Raw genomic sequence first — 20654 nt, 5'->3', positions numbered from 1 at the left:
CCGGAGACGGTGATCCCCGCCGCGGCCAGCGCCGGCCCGGTGCGCGGGGGACACGCCGGACGAGTCCGACGGGTGTCGGTGTGCGCCAGTAGGCTTCTGCCCGTGCTGGACACCCTCGACGCCGCCGCGGTCCGCCGCTGGTGCGCGAGCGGGTTGGCCGCACTGAAGCGCCACCAGGGCGAGATCGACCAGCTCAACGTCTATCCGGTGCCCGACGGCGACACCGGCACCAACCTGGTGCTCACCCTCACCTCGGCCCAGCAGGCCCTCGCCATGGATCTGGACACTCTCCCCGACAGTGGGCCGACCGCGCACGGGCACGCGCTGCGGCTGATGGCCCAGGGCGCGCTGCTCGGCGCACGGGGCAACTCCGGGGTGATCCTCTCGCAGATCCTGCGCGGTTTCGCCGACCAGGTCGCCGGGGCGCCGGCGGTCCGTGGCCGGGAGCTGGCCGCCGCGCTGCGGTCCGGCACCGCCGCCGCGTACGCCGCGGTCTCCCGGCCGGTCGAGGGCACAATGCTCACAGTGGTCGCGGCGGCCGCCGCCGCGGCCGAGGGCACGGACAGCGACGACCTGCCGACGGTGGCCGGCGTCGCGGCCCGGGCGGCGGCCGAGGCGCTCGCCCGGACCCCGGAGCAACTGCCGGCGCTGGCCCGCGCCGGCGTGGTCGACGCCGGTGGCCGAGGGCTCTGCGTGCTGCTCGACGCCCTGGTCGAGGTGCTGACCGGGGAGCGTACGGCCCGGCCCGCGCCGACGCCGCGCTCCGCCCGCCCGGCGGCCACCGTCGCCCGCGAGACCGGTTCGGAGGAATACGCGTACGAGGTGCAGTTCCTGCTCGATGCCCGAGGCGAAGCGGTGGCCGGGTTGCGGCGGGCCCTGGACGCGTTGGGAGATTCGCTCGTCGTCGTCGGCGACGGGCGTGAGCCGGAAGGCACCTGGAACGTGCACGTGCACGTCAACGACGTGGGCGCGGCGGTCGAGGCCGGTGTCGCCGCCGGCCGCCCGTACCGGATCTCGGTGACCCGTTTCGCCGATGAGCCGCAGTCGCCCCCCGGCCCGGTGGTGGCCGGCCGGGCCGCGGTGGTGGTGGCCACCGGCGGCGGCATCGCCGACCTGTTCGCGGCGGAGGGCGCCACAGTGGTGCCGGGCAACCCGTCCATCGGCGAGTTGCTCGACGCCGTCCGCAGCACCGGCGCGGCCCGGGTCGTGGTGCTGCCCAACGACCCCAACACCGAGGCGGTGGCGAGCGCGGCAGCCCGCGAGGCCCATCGGCACGGCATCAAGGTGAGCGTGGTGCCGACCCGCTCACCCGTGCAGGCGTTGGCCGCCCTCGCGGTCCGCGACGCTGACCGCCGTTTCGAGGACGACGTCATCGCGATGGCCGAGGCGGCCGGCGCCTGCCGTTACGCCGAGGTCTGCCATGCCAGCCGGGAGGCGCTGACCGTGGCCGGTCCGTGCCGCCCCGGTGACGTGTTGGCGCTGGTGGAGGGTGAGGTGCACCTGATCGGCACCGATCTCACCGACACCTGCGCGGCAGTTGTCGACCGGATGCTCGGTGGTGGCGGCGAGATGGTCACCCTGCTGGCCGGGGTGGACGCTCCGGCCGGGCTCACCGATGCCGTCCGCGCGCACGTCGCGCGACGTTGGCCGTTCGTCGAGGTGCACGCGTACCCTGGCGGCCAGCCTTTTTATCCGCTCCTGGTAGGGATCGAATGAGCGAACCAGCCACGGTGGACACTCCGCTGAAGAAGCTGGTCGGGGACAAGACAGCCAAGGCGCTGGCCTCGCACCTCGACCTGCACACCGCGGGCGACCTGGTCTACCACTTCCCGCGTCGCTACGACGAGCGTGGTGAGCACACCGACATCCGCGCACTGGACGTCGGTGAGCAGGTCACCGTGCTGGCCCAGGTGCAGCGCACAGCGGTGCGCCCGATGCGTCAGCGGCGGGGCAACCTGCTGGAGGTGACCGTCGGCGACGGCTCCGGCGGGGTGCTGACGTTGACCTTCTTCGGCAACCAGGCGTGGCGCGAGCGGGAGCTGCGCCCCGGCCGTTGGGGCCTGTTCGCCGGCAAGGTCACCGAGTTCCGCAGCAAACGGCAGCTCAACGGCCCGGAGTACGTCCTGCTCGGCGAGGGTGGCGACGGCGAGGCGGCGGTCAGCGACGACATCGAGGAGTTCGCCGGGGCGCTGATCCCCGTCTACCCGGCCGCCGCGGCCGTGCCGACCTGGGTGATCGCGCGCTGCGTGCGTGTCGTACTGGACACGTTCACCCCGCCGGACGATCCACTGCCGAGCGCCGTGCGGGCGAGCCGCAAGCTGGTCGGGTTGGGTGCCGCGCTGACCGAGATCCACCGGCCGTCCAGCAAGGAGGCGCTGCACCAGGCGCGGCGGCGACTCAAGTGGGACGAGGCCTTCGCCGTCCAGGTGACCCTGGTGCAGCGCAAGCACCGGGCGGCCGACTGGCCGGCCCGGCCCCGCCCGGCGCGCCCGGGCGGGCTGCTGGAAGCCTTCGACGCACGACTCCCGTACGAGCTGACGGCCGGTCAGCGCGAGGTGGGTGTGGAGATCGCGGCCGATCTGGCCACCCCGCACCCCATGCACCGCCTGTTGCAGGGCGAGGTGGGCTCGGGCAAGACGGTGGTGGCGCTGCGGGCGATGCTCCAGGTGGTCGACGCGGGCGGGCAGGCCGCACTGCTGGCTCCCACCGAGGTGTTGGCCGCCCAGCACCACCGCGGCATGCTCGACCTGCTCGGGCCCCTCGGGCGGGCCGGCGAGCTGGGCTCCGCCGAGACCGCCACCCGGGTCGAGCTGGTCACCGGCTCGCTGGGCGCGGTGGCCCGCCGTCGGGCGCTCGGCGAGGTGGCCAGCGGTGCCGCCGGCATCGTGCTCGGCACCCACGCCCTGCTGTACGAGGGGGTCGACTTCGCCGACCTCGGCCTGGTGGTCGTCGACGAGCAGCACCGCTTCGGCGTCGAGCAGCGCGACGCCCTGCGGGCCAAGGCCGACCAGCCGCCGCACGTGCTGGTGATGACGGCCACCCCGATCCCGCGCACGGTGGCGATGACCGTCTACGGCGACCTGGAGGTCTCCACGCTCTCTCAGCTGCCCAGGGGGCGGTCGCCGATCGCCTCGCACGTGGTGCCGGCCGCCGAGAAGCCGGCCTACCTGGACCGGGCCTGGCGTCGGCTGCGCGAGGAGGTGACCGCCGGCCACCAGGCGTACGTGGTGTGCCCGCGGATCGGCGACGGACCGACTGGCGATGAGGAACCGCCGGCCGAGGACGACAACGGTCGGCGGCCACCGCTGGCGGTGACCGAAGTGGCTCCGCTGCTGGCCGAGGGCCCGCTGCACGGCCTGCGCATCGGGGTGCTGCACGGTCGTCTGCCGGCCGACGAGAAGGACGCGGTGATGCGGTCCTTCGCGGCCGGCGACCTGGACGTGCTGGTGGCGACGACAGTGGTCGAGGTCGGCGTGGACGTGCCGAACGCGACGGTGATGATCGTGCTGGACGCCGACCGGTTCGGTGTCTCCCAGCTGCACCAGCTGCGGGGCCGGGTCGGCCGGGGCGCCGCTGCCGGGCTCTGTCTGCTGGTCAGCGAGGCGGCCGAGGGTTCGTCGGCACGGGAGCGGCTGGACGCGGTGGCGTCCACGAGCGACGGTTTCAAGCTCGCCGAACTCGATCTGGAGCAGCGCCGTGAGGGCGACGTGCTGGGCGCCACCCAGTCCGGGCGCCGCTCGCACCTGCGGTTGCTGTCCCTGCGACGCGACGCCGACCTGATCCGCGACGCCCGCGCCGAGGCGATCACCCTGATCGAGGACGACCCGGAGCTGACCCGCAGTCCGGCGCTGGCCGCGTCGGTGGCCGCACTTGTGGACGAGGACCGCGCGGAGTACCTGGAAAAGGGCTGACCACGCTCATCACATGGCTGAGGGCGCGCCGACCGGGTGGTCGACGCGCCCTCAGGTGTCAGAGCGGGTTGTCTCAGACGGTGAAGCGAACCCGACGACGACGGGCCACCATGAACAGCGCCACACCGGCGGCCAGCAGGACCGCGGCGCCGGCGATGATGCCGCCGGTGGCAGCACCGGTCAGCGGCAGAGCGGGCTCGTCCTTACCGCCACCCTGACCCGGGGCGCAGTCGGCCGGCTGCTCCCAGGCGATCGGCGCGGTGTCGTCGAGGCCCTCGGCGGCCGGCGTGACGACGAGACCCTTGGTCGCGTCGAAGGAGACGGAACCGGTCTCGCCCGGCTTCACGACAAGCGTCTTCACCTCGCCCTTGTTCGGGGTCAGGGTGAGCGTGACGGTCTCACCGTCGGCGGGGTTCTCGATCGTGAAGGTGAGCTTGTCGCAGGTCGACTCGACCGAGCCCACCGGCTCCGCCGGAGCCGGGGTGGCAGGCGGGGTCGGGGTCGGGCTCTGGGTCGCAGGCTGGCTCGGCGACGGAGAGGCGGCCGTGGGGGTCGGGCTGGGGGTGGCCGACGGAGTGGCGGTCGGGTTGCTCGGCGAGGGCGTGGGCTCTGCCGCGCAGGTGCCCGCCGGCTCGGCGGCCACGGTCCGCTCCTCGGTCACGATCCGGTCGGAGCGCACCCATCGCGCCTCGACGGTCAGCTCGATCGTCGGCCGCTTCTCGTCGAAGCGGTGGGCCTGGGTGCCGGTGAGGAAACCCTGACCCTTCGCCGGGAGAGTGGCGTCCTTGGCGAGGCCGCCGGTGAAGTCGCCCGGGACGGTCGACTTGAGCGTGGTGATCTTCGCGTCGATGTTCTCGCTGTTGCCGACCGTCCAGGTCACCTTGACCTGGCCGTCGGAGGTCAGGCAGTAGGTGCCGGAGGGCTCGGGGTGGTGGGCGCTCGCGGGGCTCGCGATGGCGCCGATGCCGGCGAGGCCGATCAGCGCGCCCGCGGCGATGGCCGCTACGCGCCGGGGAACGGAGACTTGGGAGGGTTCACGCCTGCTCCTGGTGAGGGGGGTACGGATCGCGTGGCGGGAGGCCGGGAGACATCGTGACCGGGGAGTCACCTGCTCACCGGGGCGTCGCGCGACGCGGTGGTGTTCCCGCGGCGAAAGCGGGGACAGGGGGAGACTGTACTGATGGGTGGTTAATGAGGGGAGTTCAGATCATTGCCATCCGGCAATGTAGTCGATTCGTGATCTTTGATAAACCGAAGGTGTCGGTCTGGTCACTGGGGACGGTGCGCCAGCCCGGTCTCCACGATGGATGCCGCACCGTCGGGGCAGCTCAGGTACTCCGCGTCGGCGCCGGCTGGCCGGCTGCTCGGATCCACGCCGTCCTGACCGGGTGCGCGCCGCATCGCGTAGCGTCGCGGGCATGAGCAGGAGGAAACGGTGACCCGGATCGTGGCCGGGACGCTCGGTGGCCGGCGGATCGCCGCGCCGCCCGGCGCCGGCACCCGACCCACCTCGGACCGGGTCCGGGAGGCGCTCTTCAGCGCCGTCCAGGCCGAGGTCGATCTCGACGGCGCCCGCTTCGCCGACCTGTACGCCGGCTCCGGCGCGGTCGGCCTGGAGGCGCTCTCCAGGGGTGCCCGGCACGTGCTGCTGGTCGAGTCCGACCCGCGGGCGGCCCGGGTGATCCGGGAGAACGTGGCGGCCCTTCGCGCCGGTCCGGCGGCCCGTCTGGTCACCGGCAAGGTGGCGACGGTGCTGGCCGGCGGACCGGACGGCGAGCCGTACGACGTGGTCTTCGCGGACCCGCCGTACGCGGTGCCGGACGAGGAGATCACCGCGCTGTTGGCCGCGCTGGTGGACGGCGAATGGCTGGCGCCCGACGCGTTGGTGGTGGTGGAGCGGTCCCGCCGGACCAGGGAGTTCGACTGGGTGGAGGGGATCACCGCCGAGCGCAGTCGCCGTTACGGCGAGACCACCCTTTGGTACGGTCGCCGATCATGAGACGTGCGGTGTGCCCCGGTTCGTTCGACCCGGTCACCAACGGACACCTCGACATCATTGGGCGGGCCAGTCGGCTCTTCGATGAGGTGATCGTCGGTGTGCTGGTGAATCAGTCGAAGAGTGGCCTGTTCACCGTCGAGGAGCGCATCGAGATGCTCCGCGAGGTGACCTCGTCGTACGGCAACGTGCGGGTCGAGTCGTTCCGAGGGCTGCTGGTGGACTTCTGTCGGGCCCAGCAGGCAAGTGTGCTGATCAAGGGTCTGCGGGCGGTCAGTGACTTCGACTACGAGCTGCAGATGGCCCAGATGAACATCGGTCTGGCCGGTGTCGAGACGCTCTTCATGCCGACCAACCCGCTCTACTCGTTCCTCTCGTCGAGCCTGGTCAAGGACGTGGCCAAGTGGGGCGGCGACATCTCCGCCCACGTCCCCGATCCGGTCCGCGAAGCCCTCCAGGCCCGTCTGGGCCCCCGCCGCTGACCTGCCCCCGTCACCCCCTCACCCCGTCACCCCTTCACCCGCGATCTTGCACTTATGGTTCCCGGATCGCCCCTTTCGGGGTGGTTTGGTGCAACCGAAAGTGCAAGATCGGCGCGGAAAGAGGCGCGGGGTGGGCGCGGGAGCGGGGGGTGACTATGTCGCGACTCGCCGGGTTGGGGTGAGTGGGGCGGCGGTGGGGCGGGCACGACATGATTGGTGGCGCGGGGAACGGCCGTAGCCCGCATCATGGAGGTCGGCCGACGAACGACAGGAGTGAGGTAGCCGGTGGACCCGCTCGATCGCATCGACGAACTGATCGCCATCCTGGAGCAGGCCCGCTCCGTCCCGATGTCGCGCAACAACTGCATGGTCGACCGGGGTGAGATGATCGCTGCCCTCGATGAGATGCGCGCCGATCTTCCCGCCGACCTGCGTCGTGCCGCCGCGCTCCTGGAGGAGCGCGACAAGATCATGGACGCCGGCAAGCGCGAGGCGGACCGGATCATCAGCGAGGGTGAGGCAGAACACGCCCGCCTGGTTTCGGTGAACGAGATCACCGTGTCGGCCGAGCACGAGGGTGCCCGGATCATCGGCGAGGCCCGTGCCGAGGCACAGCGCCTGCGTGAGGAGGTCGACGACTACGTCGACACCGCGCTGGCCAACTTCGAGCAGTTCCTGACCCGGGCGCTGGCCTCGATAGAGCGCGGCCGGGACAAGATGCACGCGCTGCGGGAGATCGGCACCTTCGCTGGGGATGAGCCGGAACGCCCGCTACCCTTCTGAGCGGCACCTCACCAGCCGACTTCTCAGGCGGGCGTCGCCCCCGGTTCGACGGTCGGGCGGTCGTCCAGGTAACCTTTTTTGTCGGCCTCTCACCGGCCGGAGTCTAACTATGCCCAAGCGCTCGCCATCGACACTCAACCCCAGGTCGCCGTTGGTCCTCGACACGAGGGACCTGCCGCGTCGCCCTGGCGCGTTGCGTGAGGTCCGGCGGGTCGTGCCGGCACCGGCGGACCTCGGTGTGGAGTTGATCGCTGTGCCGGAGGGCGCGGACCTCGACCTCGATCTGAGGTTGCAGTCGGTGTCCGAGGGCGTGCTCGTCTCCGGGACCATCACCGGTCCTGTCCGGGGCGAGTGCGGCCGTTGCCTGCGCGAGATCAACGACTCGATGGGCGTGACGATCCAGGAGCTGTACGCGTACGAGGACAGCACCACGGACGCCACGACCGACGAGGACGAGGTGGGCCGGATGCAGGGCGATCTGATCGACCTGGAGCCGGCGCTGCGGGACGCGTTGGTGCTCACGCTGCCGACCAACCCGCTCTGCCGGGAGGACTGCCCAGGACTGTGCCCCGAATGCGGGGCGCACTGGGACGATCTGCCGGCCGACCACAGTCACCAGCAGATCGACCCGCGTTGGGCGGGCCTGTCGCAACTGACCGTTACAGAGGAGTAAGAACCGTGGCCGTCCCGAAGCGCAAGATGTCGCGCAGCAACACCCGGTCCCGCCGGGCGAACTGGAAGGCGACAGTGGTCGCGACCGTTGCGTGCCCGCAGTGCAAGTCCCCGAAGCTGCCGCACGCCGCCTGCTCCGTCTGCGGCACCTACAACGGCCGCCAGGTTCTCGAGGTCTGACCTGGACGCCGAGTGACGCCCCCGACCCCAGGTCGGGCGGCGCGCGCATCCTGGCATTCGCCCGGTGCTCCGGCTCCCTCCGACGCCGGCCGGCCTACTCCGGCCGGCGTTCCGGTGGAGCCGGGCGCCGCGCGGATCGCCGTTGACCTCCTCGGCGGGGACGACGCTCCCGCCGTCGTGGTTGACGGCGCTCTGCGGGCCATGCGCGCCGACCCTGACCTGCATCTGCTTCTCGTCGGTCCGACCGAGGTCGCCGACGAGTTGATTGCTGCCCTCGATCCGGGGCAACGCGCCCGGATCACGGTGCGGCCCGTCCGCGACGTCGTCGGCATGGCCGACCATCCCAGCGCCGCCCGCGCCGAGAGCACCGTCCGGGCGGCGGTCACCGCCGTCCGTGACGGGACCGCCGACGCCCTGGTCTCCGCCGGTGCCACAGGTGCCACCGTCACCGCGGCAGTGCTCGGCCTCGGCCGCTCGCCGGAGATCCGCCAACCCGCTCTGGCCGCCACCCTGCCCGCCGTGGCGGGGCCTGTGGTGTTGCTCGACGTCGGCGGCTCCCTGGAACCCCGCCCGGCCACCCTCGCCCGCCACGCCGTGCTCGGCGCCGCGTACGCGGCGGTGGCCCACTCGATCGCCGCGCCACGGGTCGGTTTGCTCTCGGTCGGCACCGAGGCCGGCAAGGGCGACCGTGTCCGCCGCGCCACCGATCCTCTGCTCGCCGTCGAACCGCTGCCCGGTGGGGCGCGCTACGTCGGTCTGGTCGAGGGGTACGACGTGGCCCTCGGCGCGCGCGCCGATGTGGTCGTCACCGACGGGTTCACCGGTAACGTGCTGCTCAAGGCCATTGAGGGCGCGTACGCGATGGCCGGCGGCCCACCTGCCCAGGGCGGTGCGCCCCGCGCGGCTGCCCTGTTGGGCGTCGCGGGGACGGTGGTCGTCTGCCACGGGTCCGCCCGCGCCGACGACGTCGCCTCCGGCATAGCTCTCGCCGCCCACCTGTGGCGGCGGCGCGCCACCGATCTGGTCTCCGCGTTGCTCGACCGCGACGCCGCGACGGATCGCACCGATCGCTCCACCGACACCGAGGTACGCACATGAGCAACGACAAGCGGCGGCGGGCGTCCGTCGGTCACCTGGAAGCCGCCTTCGGAGTGAGCCTGGAACCCGAGCTGCTCCAGCGCGCGTTGACCCACCGGTCGTACGCGTACGAGAACGGCGGGCTGCCGACCAACGAGCGGCTGGAGTTCCTCGGCGACTCGGTGCTCGGCGTGGTGATCACCACGGCGCTCTTCCACAACCACCCGGATCTGCCCGAGGGGCAGCTGGCCAAGCTGCGTGCCAGCGTGGTCAACATGCGAGCGCTCGCCGACGTGGCCCGTGGTCTGGGCCCGGACGGGCTCGGCGCGTACCTGTTGCTCGGTAAGGGTGAGGAGACGACCGGTGGCCGGGACAAGGCGAGCATCCTCGCCGACACGCTGGAGGCGCTGCTCGGCGCGATCTACCTCCAGTACGGCCTGGACACCACGGGCATCGTCATCCACCGGCTCTTCGACCCGCTGATGGCCGAGTCGGCCGGCCGCGGGGCCGCACTGGACTGGAAGACCAGCCTCCAGGAGCTGACGGCGGCGCTCGGGCTCGGCGTGCCGGAGTACCGGATCGAGGGCACCGGCCCGGATCACCTGAAGACGTTCACCGCCTGGGTGGTGGTGGCCGGCAACCGGTACGGCGGCGCCGAGGGGCGCAGCAAGAAGGAGGCGGAGCAGCGGGCCGCCGAGGCCGCCTGGCGGACGCTCGCCGAGCAGAACGGCCAGAACGGCGACGACGGCCAGAATGGTCGGGCCGGCGACGACCGCCGGGACCAGCCGACCGGCCGGGACGACTCGGGCGACCGGGACGAGCCGTTCGGGCCGCTGGAGCGCGCGGAGCGGGCTGCTCAGGCCGAGCAGGCCGACCACCTGGCGCAGGCGCTGCCGGCCGGGGGCGCCGACGGCCACGAGACGGGCCCGCGGCGTGCCTGAGCTGCCCGAGGTGGAGACCGTCCGACAGGGGGTGGCCCAGTGGGTCGTCGGCCGTCGGATCGCCTCGGTCGAGGTTCGTCACCCGCGTGCGGTCCGTCGACATGTTCCGGGCGACGTGCACTTCGCCGACGTGCTCGCCGGCCGGACGGTGCTGGACGCCCGCCGTCGCGGCAAGTACCTGTGGTTGCCACTGGACAGCGGTGACGCGATCGTCGGGCATCTCGGTATGTCGGGTCAGCTGCTGCTCCAGCCACCCGGCACGACGGACGAGACCCATCTGCGGGTTCGGTTCCGGTTCGCCGACGACGGCCCGGAGCTGCGCTTCGTCGACCAGCGCACGTTCGGTGGGCTCTCGGTGAGCGAGGGCGGCGCCGAGTTGCCCGACGAGATCGCGCACATCGCCCGCGACCCGATGGACCCGGAGTTCTCCGACGAGGCGTTCGTCGCGGCGCTGCGCCGCCGGCACACCGAGGTGAAGCGGGCCCTGCTCGACCAGACCCTGATCTCCGGGGTGGGCAACATCTACGCCGACGAGGCGCTGTGGCGCGCCCGGCTGCACGGCGGCCGACCCACCGACGCGCTGACCGGCCCGGCCGCGCAGCGGCTGCTCGGCCACGTCCGCGACGTGCTGGCCGAGGCGATCAGCGAGGGCGGCACCAGCTTCGACGCCCTCTACGTGAACGTCAACGGCGAGAGCGGTTACTTCGACCGGGCGCTCAACGCCTACGGGCGCGAGGGCGAGCCGTGCCGCCGGTGCGGCGCGCCGATCCGCCGCGAGGCGTTCATGAACCGCTCCTCGTACAGTTGCCCGCACTGTCAGCCACGGCCCCGGGGTTCCCTTCGGGGATGACCCCGAGCCGGCTCGGGGGGATGCCGGCGGGTCGCGGCGGGTCGCTCCGGGCTGGACCCCGGTGTACGTCCGGATCGCGGACTTACGCCCGATGAACGCACCCCCGCCCCCGGTCTGGTCGTTCCAGGGTGGACCGGGGTCGATCCCCGATGTGACCGTCTCGTCACGCACCTAGCGTCAGCACCGTTGACAGGGGGTTGACGTGACAGGGGGACGCGAGATGGGCAGCAGACCGGTGACGGTGCGGATGGCACGGTGGAGCGCCGAGCACCCATGGCGGGCGATCGCGCTGTGGGTCGTGTTCGTGGCCGTGTGCTTCATCGGTGGCAGCGCCGCCGGTCTCAACGAGGCCACCAGCGGCGACCAGGCGATCGGTGAGGCGGGGCGGGCCGGCCTGATCGTGGACGCCGGTGACTTCGACGACCCGGCCGTTGACAACGTCCTCATCACCTCCCGGGGCGGTGCGCTCGACCAGGCCGCGGCGAAGGCGGCGGCCGACGACGCTGCGGCCCGGCTGCGTACGGTCGCCGGGGTGGCCGGGGTGGGCCAGCCGATCACCGCGCGGGACGGTTCCGCGCTGCTGCTGCCGATCACCATGTCGGGTGACCCGGAGACCGCCTCGGACCGGGTGCAACCGCTGCGCGACGCCACCGCCACCGTCCAGGCGGCGCATCCGCAGCTGCGCGTCGAGCAGGTCGGCGGGCCGTCGATCGGTCAGGCCCTCGACGACACCCTGGGCAAGGACTTCAAGCGCGCGGAGCTGCTCAGTCTGCCGGTCACCCTGGCGATCCTGATCATCGCGTTCGGCGCGCTGATCGCGGCCAGCGTGCCGGTGCTGCTGGCGCTCTCCTCGGTCGCCGCCGCGATGGGTCTGTCCACTCTCGCCTCGCACCTGGTACCGGCCACCGACACCACGGCACCGGTGATCCTGCTGATCGGCATGGCGGTCGGGGTCGACTACTCGCTGTTCTACATCCGCCGGGAGCGGGAGGAACGGGCCAAGGGTCGGTCCGGTCTGGACGCGGTGGAGATCGCCGCGGAGACGTCCGGGCACGCCGTGGTGGTCTCCGGCTTCGCGGTGATCATCTCGATGGCCGGGCTGCTGCTCGCCGGCGACGTGGTCTTCTCGTCCCTCGCCATCGGCTCGATCCTCGTGGTGGCCGTCGCGGTGACCGGTTCGCTGACCGTCCTGCCCGCGCTGCTGGCCAAGCTCGGCCGCTGGGTCGACAGGCCCCGGGTGCCGCTGCTCTGGCGACTGACCGCGCCGCGTACCGGCCGGCACGGCGAGCCCCGCAAGCCCCGGCTCTGGCCGGCGGTGCTCCGGCCCGCGCTGCGCGCGCCGGTCGTCACGCTGATCATCTCCGTGGGGCTGCTGCTCGCGCTGGCCGCGCCGGCGCTCGGCATGAAGCTGAAGTTCCCCGGCATGGAGGATCTGCCCCGCACCACTCCGGCCATGCAGGCGTACGACCGGCTCACCGCGGCCTTCCCGAGCGCCGGCACCAATCACGTGGTGGCCGTCCGGGCGCCCGCCGACCAGGCCGGCCGGGTGAGCGCCGCTCTCACCGACCTGTCGGCCCGGGCGGCCGGCGATCCGCTGTTCGCCCCGGCCGAGGCGGACGGCCCGAAGATCGAGGTGTCGGCCGACCGGCGGGTGTCGGTGCTGGAGGTCCCCACCCCGTACGCCAGTCGGGACGACCGGTCGGTGCAGTCGTTGGAGAAGCTGCGCGCGGACCTGGTCCCGGCCGAGCTGCGGGGCGTCCCCGGGATCGAGTACGCGGTGGGCGGGGGTGTGGCCGACAGCGAGGACTACGCACAGCACGTCCGGGACAAGTTGCCGCTGGTCATGGGCTTCGTGCTGGTGCTGACCTTCCTGGTTATGGCGTTCACCTTCCGGTCGGTGGTGATCGCGGCAAGCTCGATCGCGCTGAACCTGCTCTCCGCCGGTGCCGCGTACGGTCTGCTGGTGCTGATCTTCCAGGGCGAGTGGGCGCAGGGACTGCTCGGCTTCACGTCGATGGGCGCGATCGTGTCCTGGCTGCCGCTGTTTCTCTTCGTGGTGCTGTTCGGCCTCTCGATGGACTACCACGTCTTCGTTGTCAGCCGGATCCGCGAGGGGGTCCGGGCCGGCATGTCCAACCGGGACGCCGTGTCGTACGGGATCACCTCGTCGGCCGGGGTGGTGACCAGCGCGGCCATCGTGATGGTCGGGGTCTTCTCGATCTTCGCCACGCTGAGCACGATCGACATGAAGCAGCTCGGCATCGGCCTGGCGGCGGCGATCCTGCTGGACGCCACGATCATCCGGGGAGTGGTGCTGCCGGCGTTGATGACCATGCTCGGCGACGCCAACTGGTGGGCACCGCGCTTCCTGCGCCCCCGTCCGGCGCCCGCCCCCGCCGATCCGCCGACCCCCGCCCCGGAACTGGTGCCGGTCCCCTAACCACCGCACTCCCGCCCCGCCCCGCCGATCGGGGGCGGGGCGGGTTGGTCAGGGGAGGGGGCAGGCTTCTCGGGGGGCGTCCAGGGTGCGGTCCTTGCGGATCGACGCGAAGCCGTAGCCGACTGTGGTGACACAGAAGTCGTCGGTCGAGCCGGTGTACTCGACGTGGAAGACCGGCTTGCCGGCGTCGCCGAACGGCAGCAGCTTGGCGCACAGGGCCAGCCGGACGCACTCCTCGTTGACCGCGAAGTCGAAATCCGGGGCCAGCGCGGCGAGCTGCGGCACGTCGTTGGCCAGCCCGGGGGAGAGGCTCAGCGAGCGGGCCAGCTCGGCCAGCCGGCGGTTGAACAGCAGCTGGTCGTCGAAGTCGAGCGGGAAGCCGGTGCGCGCCGCGTACCCGTCGGCGTCGAAGAGCGCCACCGCGCCGAAGCCCTTGCCCCGGCAGAGCCGGAACCGGTCGGCCAGCACCGGCCGGAGCGCGTCCCAACTCCGGACGTCCAGCCACCGGCTGTCGGGTCGACGCCCGGCCGTACCCCGGACGATCTCCGGAAACCGGCTGGCGTCCGGGTCGGCGGAGCGGACCGACCCCACGTTCACCTGGCAGATCAACCTGCGGTCCCGGGAGCGCAGCTCGGCGGTCTGCGCGGCGGTGGTGGCCACCGGGTCGAGCAGGAAGACCTCGGCGTCCACCGCCGGGTCGAGCGGGCCGCTGAGCTGCCACTGCCACTGCCAGTGCCGGGCCTGTTCCGTCGGCCAGGTGGTGGGCGCCCCCGGCGGGGTCAGCGCGGGCCGACACCCGTATGCCGGCACCACCAACGCGAGAGCGACGCCGGCGGACAGGACGCGGCGCAGCGGGCGTACGGCGACGCGTCGCCGCGGCCGGATCCGCATCGGCAGCTCCCGGGTCCCGGGCGGCCGGTCGCCGCCCGCACCGGTACGCGGCCCCCACGCTCCGGCCCGACGTACCTCACCGGGTCAAACGAGCGCGGGGGCGGGAACGACGCGCGGTCAGCGCGGCGCCGCGAAGACCTGCGTCCAGTACGGTCCGTTGCTGTTGGCGATGCCGACGCCGATCTCGGTGAACGCGCAGTTCAGGATGTTGGCCCGGTGGCCGGAGCTGTTCATCCAGGCGTCCATCACCGCGGCCGGGTTCTTCTGGTTCCAGGCCACGTTCTCGCCGTACGTGCGCCAGGTGTAGCCGGCCCGGTCCAGCCGGGTGCCGGCGTTGCTGCCGTCGCTGCCGGTGTGTGACATGTTCTGGTGGTCGGCCTGGTCCTGGCTGTGCCGCTGGGCGGCCGTCATCAGCTTGTCGTCGATGCTCAGCGCCTTGCAGCCGGCCTTGGCCCGCTCGGCGTTGACCAGGTCCACCACCTCCTGGGCCTGGGCGCTGACGGAGCCGCTGGAGCCGTTGGAACCGGTGGAGCTGCCGGTGTTGCTGGGCGCGCTGCTGCGCTCGACGCTGCGGCGCGAGGCGGCGGTGCTCCGCGACGACGCCGGCGTGGGCTTGATGACCTTGCTCGGCGACGGGCTCGGGGACGCCGGGCTGGGGACGGCGGACTCCGAGGGCGCGGCGAGGGTGTCCAGCACCGGCTCGTCGGTCGGCACGGCCGACGCGGCGAAGGAGTCGTCGACGGCCGTCGGCTGGGCGGCACCGTCGTCACCGCCGGGCAGGGTGAGCGCGCCGACGCCGAAGCTCACCACGAGGGTGGCGGCCGCGGCCGCGCCCCCGATCATCAGCGGCCGGCGCCAGCGGCGTGGGGAGCGGTGCCGTCCCTCGCCGGACCGCCCGGTCTCGGCGGCGCCGCGCCAGCCGTCGGTGGTCTCCGGGTCGGTGTCGGTGTGCCAGCCACCGGGCGTCTCGGCGCGCCGGCCGGTGCTGTCCTGCGCCGGGCGGCTGTCGCCCCAGCCGCCGGCCTCGCCTTCCGGCTGGTACGCCGGCCAGGCTGCGGTGTGGGCGTCGGCCGGCTCGGCGGGGGTCGCCGGTTCCGACTGGAGGCCGCCGGTGGGCTGTTCCCGGTGCCACTCGTCGCCCGGCTGACCGGGCTCGTCGCCGAACAGGTATGCCGAGCGGGGCTCCGGGCGGTCATGCAGCCAGGCCGGCTCGTCGGTCGGTCCCTCGGCGCGCCGGGGGGCGCCGTTCGGGTCCATCGGATCGGTCCAGCCGTACACGCCTATGCCTCCAGGGGTCGGTTGCGGGCCGGGCTGACGCTACGGCGCGCCCAAGACCTGCGGCAACGTGGCTAAGAAAGAGTTAAGGGGAAGTCGGACGCCAGGGTGCGGACTTCCGCAGATCCGGGCGTACAGTAAAGGCGTCCGGACAGAGAGTGTCCGTGCCTTGCGGCAGCCCCCCCGACAAGTGGACAGGTCGACGTGGAGATGATCTACGGCCTGCGAGAACTTGACGAAGGAGGGGTTTGCGGCTCAATATATAGGTGTCGCCAGTCGCGCCCGGTCATGCCCAGATACAGCCTGGAATGACAGCCGCGTACAAATGGGCGCGCGTTGGCCGGCCTTTCCGGCAGCGCATATCAAGGAGTCAGCATGGCGAAGGCCCTCTACGGCCACGTAGGTGCAGCGCCCGACCGGCGTCTGCTCGACGAGGTCACCCGACTGCGTTCCAGGGTCCAGGCACTGGAGTTCGAGATCACGCGGCTGCGTGCCGACAATGATCGGCTCGCGGCGGCTGCGGCGGAGGCGGACGATCTGCTCCGTCTGGCCGAGCCGGCGCTGACCTGATCTCCAGGTCGTAAAAAAACTGAATCGCACCATCGCAAAATGCGCGCCGACACGTCTGTGCCGGCGCGTAACACTGTCCGGTACCTTTCGGCGCCGACGATTCGTGATCTTGTGGCCGATCGTGCGGGAAGCGCGCCGCGCAGTTACCGAAAGCGCGTCGCCGGATAAGCCGATCATGAAAGGCGCTTGTCTTTCTCGCGGTCGGCGGAACGACAGCGCGCCCACTGTCGACGCGACCTGGGGCGGGTCGCGTGCCGGCCCACTCCCACCGCCGGGTTAGTCTGCGAGTTCACCCAGGTCCCCACAGCCGGCGACGGTACGGCGGCCACCGGACGAGGATCGAGTAGGTGTATCTCAAGAGCCTGACGGTGAAGGGGTTCAAGTCCTTCGCCTCCGCCACGACGTTGAAGCTGGAGCCGGGGATCACCTGTGTGGTGGGCCCGAACGGCTCGGGCAAGTCCAACGTCGTCGACGCCATCGCCTGGGTCCTCGGCGAGCAGGGCGCCAAGGCCCTGCGTGGCGGCAAGATGGAGGACGTCATCTTCGCCGGCACCGCCGGCCGGGCGCCGCTGGGTCGCGCCGAGGTCACCCTCACCATCGACAACACCGACGGCGCGCTGCCGATCGAGTACACCGAGGTCTCCATCACCCGCCGGATGTTCCGCTCCGGCGAGAGCGAGTACGAGATCAACGGCAACACCTGCCGGTTGCTCGACATCCAGGAGCTGCTGTCCGACTCCGGCATCGGCCGGGAGATGCACATCATCGTCGGGCAGGGCCGCCTCGACGGGATGCTGCACGCCAAGCCGGAGGACCGCCGGGCGTTCATCGAGGAGGCGGCCGGCGTCCTCAAGCACCGCAAGCGCAAGGAAAAGGCGCTGCGCAAGCTCGACGCGATGCAGGTGAACCTCAATCGCTTGACCGACCTCACGGCCGAGCTGCGCCGTCAGCTCAAGCCGCTGGGCCGGCAGGCCGAGGTGGCCCGACGGGCCGCCGCCATCCAGGCCAACCTGCGCGACGCCCGGTTGCGCCTGCTCGCCGACGACCTGGCCACCCTGCGGACCACCCTCGACCGGGAGATCGCCGACGAGACCGCGCTGCGTGAGCGGCGCGAGCAGATCGAGGGTGAGCACGCCGAGGTGCAGGGCCGGCTCGGCGAGTTGGAGGCCGCCCTCGCGGAGGACGCGCCGCTGCTCGCCGCCGCCCAGGACACCTGGTACAAGCTGTCCGCCCTCCAGGAACGCTTCCGCTCGATCGAGCAGTTGGCCCGGGAACGGCTCCGGCACCTCAGCGCCACCGGCGACGACGAGCGACCCGGCCGGGACCCGGAGCAGCTGGAGGCCGAGGCGGAACGCGTCCGCGAGCAGGAGGAGGAGCTACGCGGCGCGCTCACCGACGACCAGATCCGACTGGCCGAGGCGGTCGAGCGCCGGCAGGAGCTGGAGCGGCAGCTGGCCGCCGCCGAGCGCGAACTGGTCGCCGCGGCCAAGGCCATCGCCGACCGGCGGGAGGGGATGGCCCGGCTCACCGGGCAGGTCAACTCCGCCCGGGCCCGAACCACAAGCGCCGGCGAGGAGATCGAACGCCTCGCGATCGCGCACGCCGACGCGCTGGGCCGCGCCGAGCAGGCGCAGGCCGACCTGGACGCGGTCGCCGCCCAGTCCACCGAGGCCGACCGGGACAACGCGGACCTGGACGCCCGGCACGACGAAGCGGTCGCCGTGCAGGAACGGGCCCAGGCCACCGTCCGATCGCTGGCCGACGCCGAGCGGGCGGCGGAGAAGGACGCCGCTACCTGGAAGGCCCGCGAGGAGGCGCTCGCCCTGGGGCTGCGCCGCAAGGACGGCGCCGGGGCGCTGCTCGCCCGCGCCGGGGACGTCCCCGGCCTGCTCGGCAGCCTCGCCGGGCTGCTCACCGTCGCGCCGGGCCACGAGGCCGCGCTGGCCGCCGCGCTCGGCGGCCTCGCCGACGCGGTCGCCGTCAGCGGGGTGGACGAGGCCGTCGAGGCGATGCGGCTGCTGAAGATCTCCGACGCCGGCCGGGCCGGCCTGCTGGTCGGCAGCCCGGCGGGGCCCGGCATGACCGGCTCCGCGGACGCGCTGCGCCCGAAGCTGCCGGACGACGCCCGGTGGGCGCCCGACCTGGTGGAGTGCGGCGCCGAGCTGCGGCCGGCGGTGCACAGGGCCCTGCGGGACGTGGCGCTCGTCGATGATCTCGCCGCCGCCGCCGAGCTGGTCGCCAGCAACCCCGAGCTGCGGGCGGTCACCCCCGACGGTGACGTGGTCGGGGCGTACGCGGCGGCGGGCGGGTCGGCCAAGGCTCCCAGCTACATCGAGGTGCAGGCCGCCGTCGAGGAGGCCCGCGCCAACCGGCTCACCGCCGAACGCGCCGGCCTGGAGCTACGTGATCAGTTGGTCGAGGCGCGCGCCGAGGTGGCCGCCGCCAAGGAGACCGTGCAGCACGCCGCCGCCGAGAAGCGCGAAGCGGAGAGCCACCGCAACGCCGCCTCTCGCCGGCTGGCCGAGCTGGGCGCGGCGGCCCGGTCCGCGAAGGCCGAGACGGACCGGCTCGGCGACTCCCGCTCCCGCGCCGAGGCTGCCCGGCAACGCGACCTCACCGCCCTCGCCGAGCTGGAGGAGCGGCTGCGGTTGGCCGAGGAGACCCCGGTCGACGCCGAGCCGTCCACCGAGGAACGGGACCAACTGGCGGCGATGGTGCCGCAGGCCCGGCAGAACGAGATGGAGGTCCGGCTCGCCGTGCGTACCGCCGAGGAGCGGGTCTCCTCGATCGCCGGCCGCGCCGACTCGCTCGCCCGGCAGGCCACCGCGGAGCGGGCCGCCCGGGAGCGCGCGGCGGCCCGGCGGGCCGCCCGCGCCCGAGGCGCGGGCATCGCCCGGTCCGTCGCCGGTGGCGCCCGGGAGGCGCTGACCCGGTTGACCACCTCGATCGCGACGGCCGAGGAGCACCGCGACGCGGTCGCCCTGGAGCGCGCCGCGCGGGAGGCAGAGCTTCAGGAGGTACGCGGGGCAGCCAAGCGGCTCGGTGCCGAGCTGGAGCGGCTGACCAGCCAGGTGCACCGCGACGAGGTGGCCCGCGCGGAGCAGCGGCTGCGCATCGAGCAGTTGGAGGCGAAGGCCGCCGAGGACTTCGGGCTGGACGTGGAGACGCTGGTGGCCGAGTACGGCCCGGCTCAGCCCGTTCCGCCGACCCCTGTCGACGTCGCGGCGGCCGAACGTGACGGTCTGCCGGTGCCCGAGCCGGTGCGTTACGAGCGGCCGGTGCAGGAGAAGCGGGCCGCGAAGGCGGAACGTGAACTCACCCTGCTCGGCAAGGTCAACCCGCTCGCGCTGGAGGAGTTCGCCGCGCTGGAGGAGCGTTTCAAGTTCCTCTCCGAGCAGTTGGAGGACCTCAAGGCCACCCGTCGGGACCTGCTCACCGTGGTCAAGGACGTGGACGAGCGGATCCTGGAGGTCTTCGCCAGCGCCTTCGAGGACACCGCCCGGGAGTTCGAGCAGGTGTTCACGGTGTTGTTCCCCGGCGGCGAGGGGCGGCTCATCCTCACCGAACCGGACGACCTGCTCACCACAGGTGTCGAGGTGGAGGCCCGCCCACCGGGCAAGAAGATCAAGCGGCTGTCGCTGCTCTCCGGTGGCGAGCGGTCGCTGACCGCGGTGGCCATGCTGGTGGCGATCTTCCGTGCCCGACCCAGCCCGTTCTACATCATGGACGAGGTGGAGGCGGCCCTGGACGACGTCAACCTGGGCCGGCTGATCCTGTTGCTGGCACAGTTGCGCGAGAAGAGCCAGCTGATCGTCATCACGCACCAGAAGCGGACGATGGAGATCGCCGACGCGCTCTACGGCGTGACCATGCGCAGCGGGGTCACCCAGGTGATCAGCCAACGGCTCAACCGGGCCGACGAGGACGACCAGCGGCACGGCCGCGGCGAGGAGAACGGGTAGTGGCTCGGGAACGCGCGACGGCGCTCCTGCTGGACTTCGACGGCGTACTGCGCCGGTGGGATCCGGCGGTGGCTGCCGGTGTCGAGCGGGAGTACGGCCTGTCCGAGGGGGTGCTCGGCGAGATCGCCATGCAGTGGGGCCGGCTTCAGCCGGTGCTCACCGGCCAGGTCAGCCACGCCGAGTGGGTGAGCAGCGTGGCCGACGCGCTCGCCGAGCCGGCCGGCGGCCCGGACCGGGCCCGCGCGGCGGTGGAGCAGTGGCAGCGCTACCGGGGTGAGGTGGACACCGAGGTGCTCGACTTCGTCCGGGAGGCGCGCGCGGCCGGGATCACTGTCGGTCTGGGCACCAACGCCACCGACCTGCTCGACGCCGACCTGGCCGCCCTCGGCCTGGTCGGCGAGCTGGACGTGGTGGTCAACTCCTCGACGGTCGGCGTGCACAAGCCCGCCCCGGAATACTTCCAGGCCGCCTGCGTGGCCCTGGCCACCCCGCCGGCCCGGGTCCTCTTCGTCGACGACGAGGACTGGGCCGTGCGGGGTGCCCGCGCCGCCGGGCTGTCGGCGCACCGCTGGGGCGGCCACGCCGACCTCCGTTACCTGCGGGCCGCCCTGAACTACTGAGCGC

18 protein-coding genes are annotated in these 20654 nt (G+C 72.7%); 14 read left to right on the top strand and 4 right to left on the bottom strand.

The annotated features are described in order from the left end of the window. The first annotated feature begins 102 nt into the window (after nucleotides 1-102). Nucleotides 103-1716, top strand: coding sequence for a DAK2 domain-containing protein (locus IW248_RS18540; RefSeq protein WP_196927997.1), 1614 nt, complete (start codon nucleotides 103-105; stop codon nucleotides 1714-1716). Beyond that, nucleotides 1713-3911: an ATP-dependent DNA helicase RecG gene (recG, locus tag IW248_RS18535; RefSeq protein WP_196927996.1), complete on the top strand. Its 2199-nt coding sequence runs from the start codon at nucleotides 1713-1715 to the stop codon at nucleotides 3909-3911. Before IW248_RS18540 ends, recG begins: the two co-directional genes overlap by 4 nt. Before the next feature lie 73 nt (nucleotides 3912-3984). On the opposite strand, the gene IW248_RS18530 is transcribed toward recG, so the two are convergent. Next, nucleotides 3985-5019, bottom strand: a complete 1035-nt coding sequence (locus tag IW248_RS18530; RefSeq protein ID WP_307788062.1) for an LPXTG cell wall anchor domain-containing protein — start codon at nucleotides 5017-5019, stop codon at nucleotides 3985-3987. 161 nt (nucleotides 5020-5180) lie between these two features. Next, on the bottom strand, nucleotides 5181-5312 hold the full coding sequence (locus IW248_RS33555) for a hypothetical protein (protein ID WP_269155087.1): 132 nt from the start codon (nucleotides 5310-5312) through the stop codon (nucleotides 5181-5183). Nucleotides 5313-5346: 34 nt separating this feature from the next. On the opposite strand from IW248_RS33555, the gene rsmD reads away from it, so the two are divergent. The 9 genes from rsmD (at nucleotide 5347) to IW248_RS18485 (ending at nucleotide 13332) form a co-directional block, all read left to right on the top strand. Next, nucleotides 5347-5910, top strand: coding sequence for a 16S rRNA (guanine(966)-N(2))-methyltransferase RsmD (gene rsmD / locus IW248_RS18525; protein WP_124815330.1), 564 nt, complete (start codon nucleotides 5347-5349; stop codon nucleotides 5908-5910). Beyond that, entirely contained in the window at nucleotides 5907-6389 is a 483-nt protein-coding gene (gene coaD / locus IW248_RS18520; protein WP_030335289.1) for a pantetheine-phosphate adenylyltransferase, read from the top strand. The genes rsmD and coaD overlap by 4 nt, the downstream gene beginning before the upstream one ends. A gap of 285 nt (nucleotides 6390-6674) precedes the next feature. Continuing rightward, complete coding sequence (locus IW248_RS18515) at nucleotides 6675-7172, top strand: SPFH domain-containing protein (RefSeq protein WP_124815448.1); 498 nt, start codon at nucleotides 6675-6677, stop codon at nucleotides 7170-7172. Nucleotides 7173-7281: 109 nt separating this feature from the next. Next, nucleotides 7282-7845 carry a YceD family protein gene (locus IW248_RS18510; RefSeq protein WP_196927995.1) on the top strand — a complete coding sequence of 188 codons (564 nt, stop codon included), beginning with the start codon at nucleotides 7282-7284 and terminating at the stop codon, nucleotides 7843-7845. A gap of 5 nt (nucleotides 7846-7850) precedes the next feature. Then, nucleotides 7851-8024 carry a 50S ribosomal protein L32 gene (gene rpmF / locus IW248_RS18505; protein ID WP_030335284.1) on the top strand — a complete coding sequence of 58 codons (174 nt, stop codon included), beginning with the start codon at nucleotides 7851-7853 and terminating at the stop codon, nucleotides 8022-8024. Nucleotides 8025-8138: 114 nt separating this feature from the next. Continuing rightward, nucleotides 8139-9122, top strand: coding sequence for a phosphate acyltransferase (locus tag IW248_RS18500; protein WP_196927994.1), 984 nt, complete (start codon nucleotides 8139-8141; stop codon nucleotides 9120-9122). Then, the gene (gene rnc, locus IW248_RS18495) at nucleotides 9119-10042 is read left to right on the top strand and encodes a ribonuclease III (RefSeq protein ID WP_231396351.1); all 924 of its coding nucleotides are present in this window, start codon (nucleotides 9119-9121) and stop codon (nucleotides 10040-10042) included. The genes IW248_RS18500 and rnc overlap by 4 nt, the downstream gene beginning before the upstream one ends. After that, on the top strand, nucleotides 10035-10892 hold the full coding sequence (gene mutM / locus IW248_RS18490; RefSeq protein WP_124815454.1) for a bifunctional DNA-formamidopyrimidine glycosylase/DNA-(apurinic or apyrimidinic site) lyase: 858 nt from the start codon (nucleotides 10035-10037) through the stop codon (nucleotides 10890-10892). Before rnc ends, mutM begins: the two co-directional genes overlap by 8 nt. A 220-nt stretch (nucleotides 10893-11112) precedes the next feature. Further along, a complete protein-coding gene (locus IW248_RS18485; RefSeq protein ID WP_196927993.1) occupies nucleotides 11113-13332 on the top strand; it encodes an MMPL family transporter in 2220 nt (739 codons plus the stop codon). Nucleotides 13333-13380: 48 nt separating this feature from the next. On the opposite strand, the gene IW248_RS18480 is transcribed toward IW248_RS18485, so the two are convergent. Further along, on the bottom strand, nucleotides 13381-14223 hold the full coding sequence (locus IW248_RS18480) for an endo alpha-1,4 polygalactosaminidase (protein WP_196927992.1): 843 nt from the start codon (nucleotides 14221-14223) through the stop codon (nucleotides 13381-13383). A gap of 117 nt (nucleotides 14224-14340) precedes the next feature. Next, nucleotides 14341-15501, bottom strand: a complete 1161-nt coding sequence (locus IW248_RS18475; RefSeq protein WP_307788059.1) for a CAP domain-containing protein — start codon at nucleotides 15499-15501, stop codon at nucleotides 14341-14343. A 372-nt stretch (nucleotides 15502-15873) separates the two neighbouring features. Here IW248_RS18475 and IW248_RS18470 point away from each other — a divergent pair, with 372 nt between their 5' ends. The 3 genes from IW248_RS18470 to IW248_RS18460 all read left to right on the top strand — a co-directional run bounded on the left by IW248_RS18470 (nucleotide 15874) and on the right by IW248_RS18460 (nucleotide 20650). Continuing rightward, the gene (locus IW248_RS18470; protein WP_030487463.1) at nucleotides 15874-16068 is read left to right on the top strand and encodes a hypothetical protein; all 195 of its coding nucleotides are present in this window, start codon (nucleotides 15874-15876) and stop codon (nucleotides 16066-16068) included. A 347-nt stretch (nucleotides 16069-16415) separates the two neighbouring features. Further along, nucleotides 16416-20030, top strand: a complete 3615-nt coding sequence (smc, locus tag IW248_RS18465; RefSeq protein WP_196927991.1) for a chromosome segregation protein SMC — start codon at nucleotides 16416-16418, stop codon at nucleotides 20028-20030. Further along, on the top strand, nucleotides 20030-20650 hold the full coding sequence (locus tag IW248_RS18460) for an HAD-IA family hydrolase (protein ID WP_196927990.1): 621 nt from the start codon (nucleotides 20030-20032) through the stop codon (nucleotides 20648-20650). The genes smc and IW248_RS18460 overlap by 1 nt, the downstream gene beginning before the upstream one ends. Nucleotides 20651-20654: the final 4 nt, after the last annotated feature.

The sequence above is a fragment of the Micromonospora ureilytica genome, assembly GCF_015751765.1.
GTDB lineage: Bacteria > Actinomycetota > Actinomycetes > Mycobacteriales > Micromonosporaceae > Micromonospora > Micromonospora ureilytica.
The sequence above is the reverse complement of the archived record's forward strand: the minus strand, read 5'-3'. Positions and strand labels throughout refer to the sequence as shown.

Excerpts from the sequence above, each read along its gene's own strand:
- recG (WP_196927996.1), top strand. The coding sequence starts at position 1,713 with ATGAGCGAACCAGCCACGGTGGACACTCCGCTGAAGAAGCTGGTCGGG.
- IW248_RS18510 (WP_196927995.1), top strand. The coding sequence starts at position 7,282 with ATGCCCAAGCGCTCGCCATCGACACTCAACCCCAGGTCGCCGTTGGTC.
- IW248_RS18485 (WP_196927993.1), top strand. The coding sequence starts at position 11,113 with ATGGGCAGCAGACCGGTGACGGTGCGGATGGCACGGTGGAGCGCCGAG.
- IW248_RS33555 (WP_269155087.1), bottom strand. The coding sequence starts at position 5,312 with ATGCGGCGCGCACCCGGTCAGGACGGCGTGGATCCGAGCAGCCGGCCA.
- rnc (WP_231396351.1), top strand. The coding sequence starts at position 9,119 with ATGAGCAACGACAAGCGGCGGCGGGCGTCCGTCGGTCACCTGGAAGCC.
- IW248_RS18480 (WP_196927992.1), bottom strand. The coding sequence starts at position 14,223 with ATGCGGATCCGGCCGCGGCGACGCGTCGCCGTACGCCCGCTGCGCCGC.
- coaD (WP_030335289.1), top strand. The coding sequence starts at position 5,907 with ATGAGACGTGCGGTGTGCCCCGGTTCGTTCGACCCGGTCACCAACGGA.
- IW248_RS18470 (WP_030487463.1), top strand. The coding sequence starts at position 15,874 with ATGGCGAAGGCCCTCTACGGCCACGTAGGTGCAGCGCCCGACCGGCGT.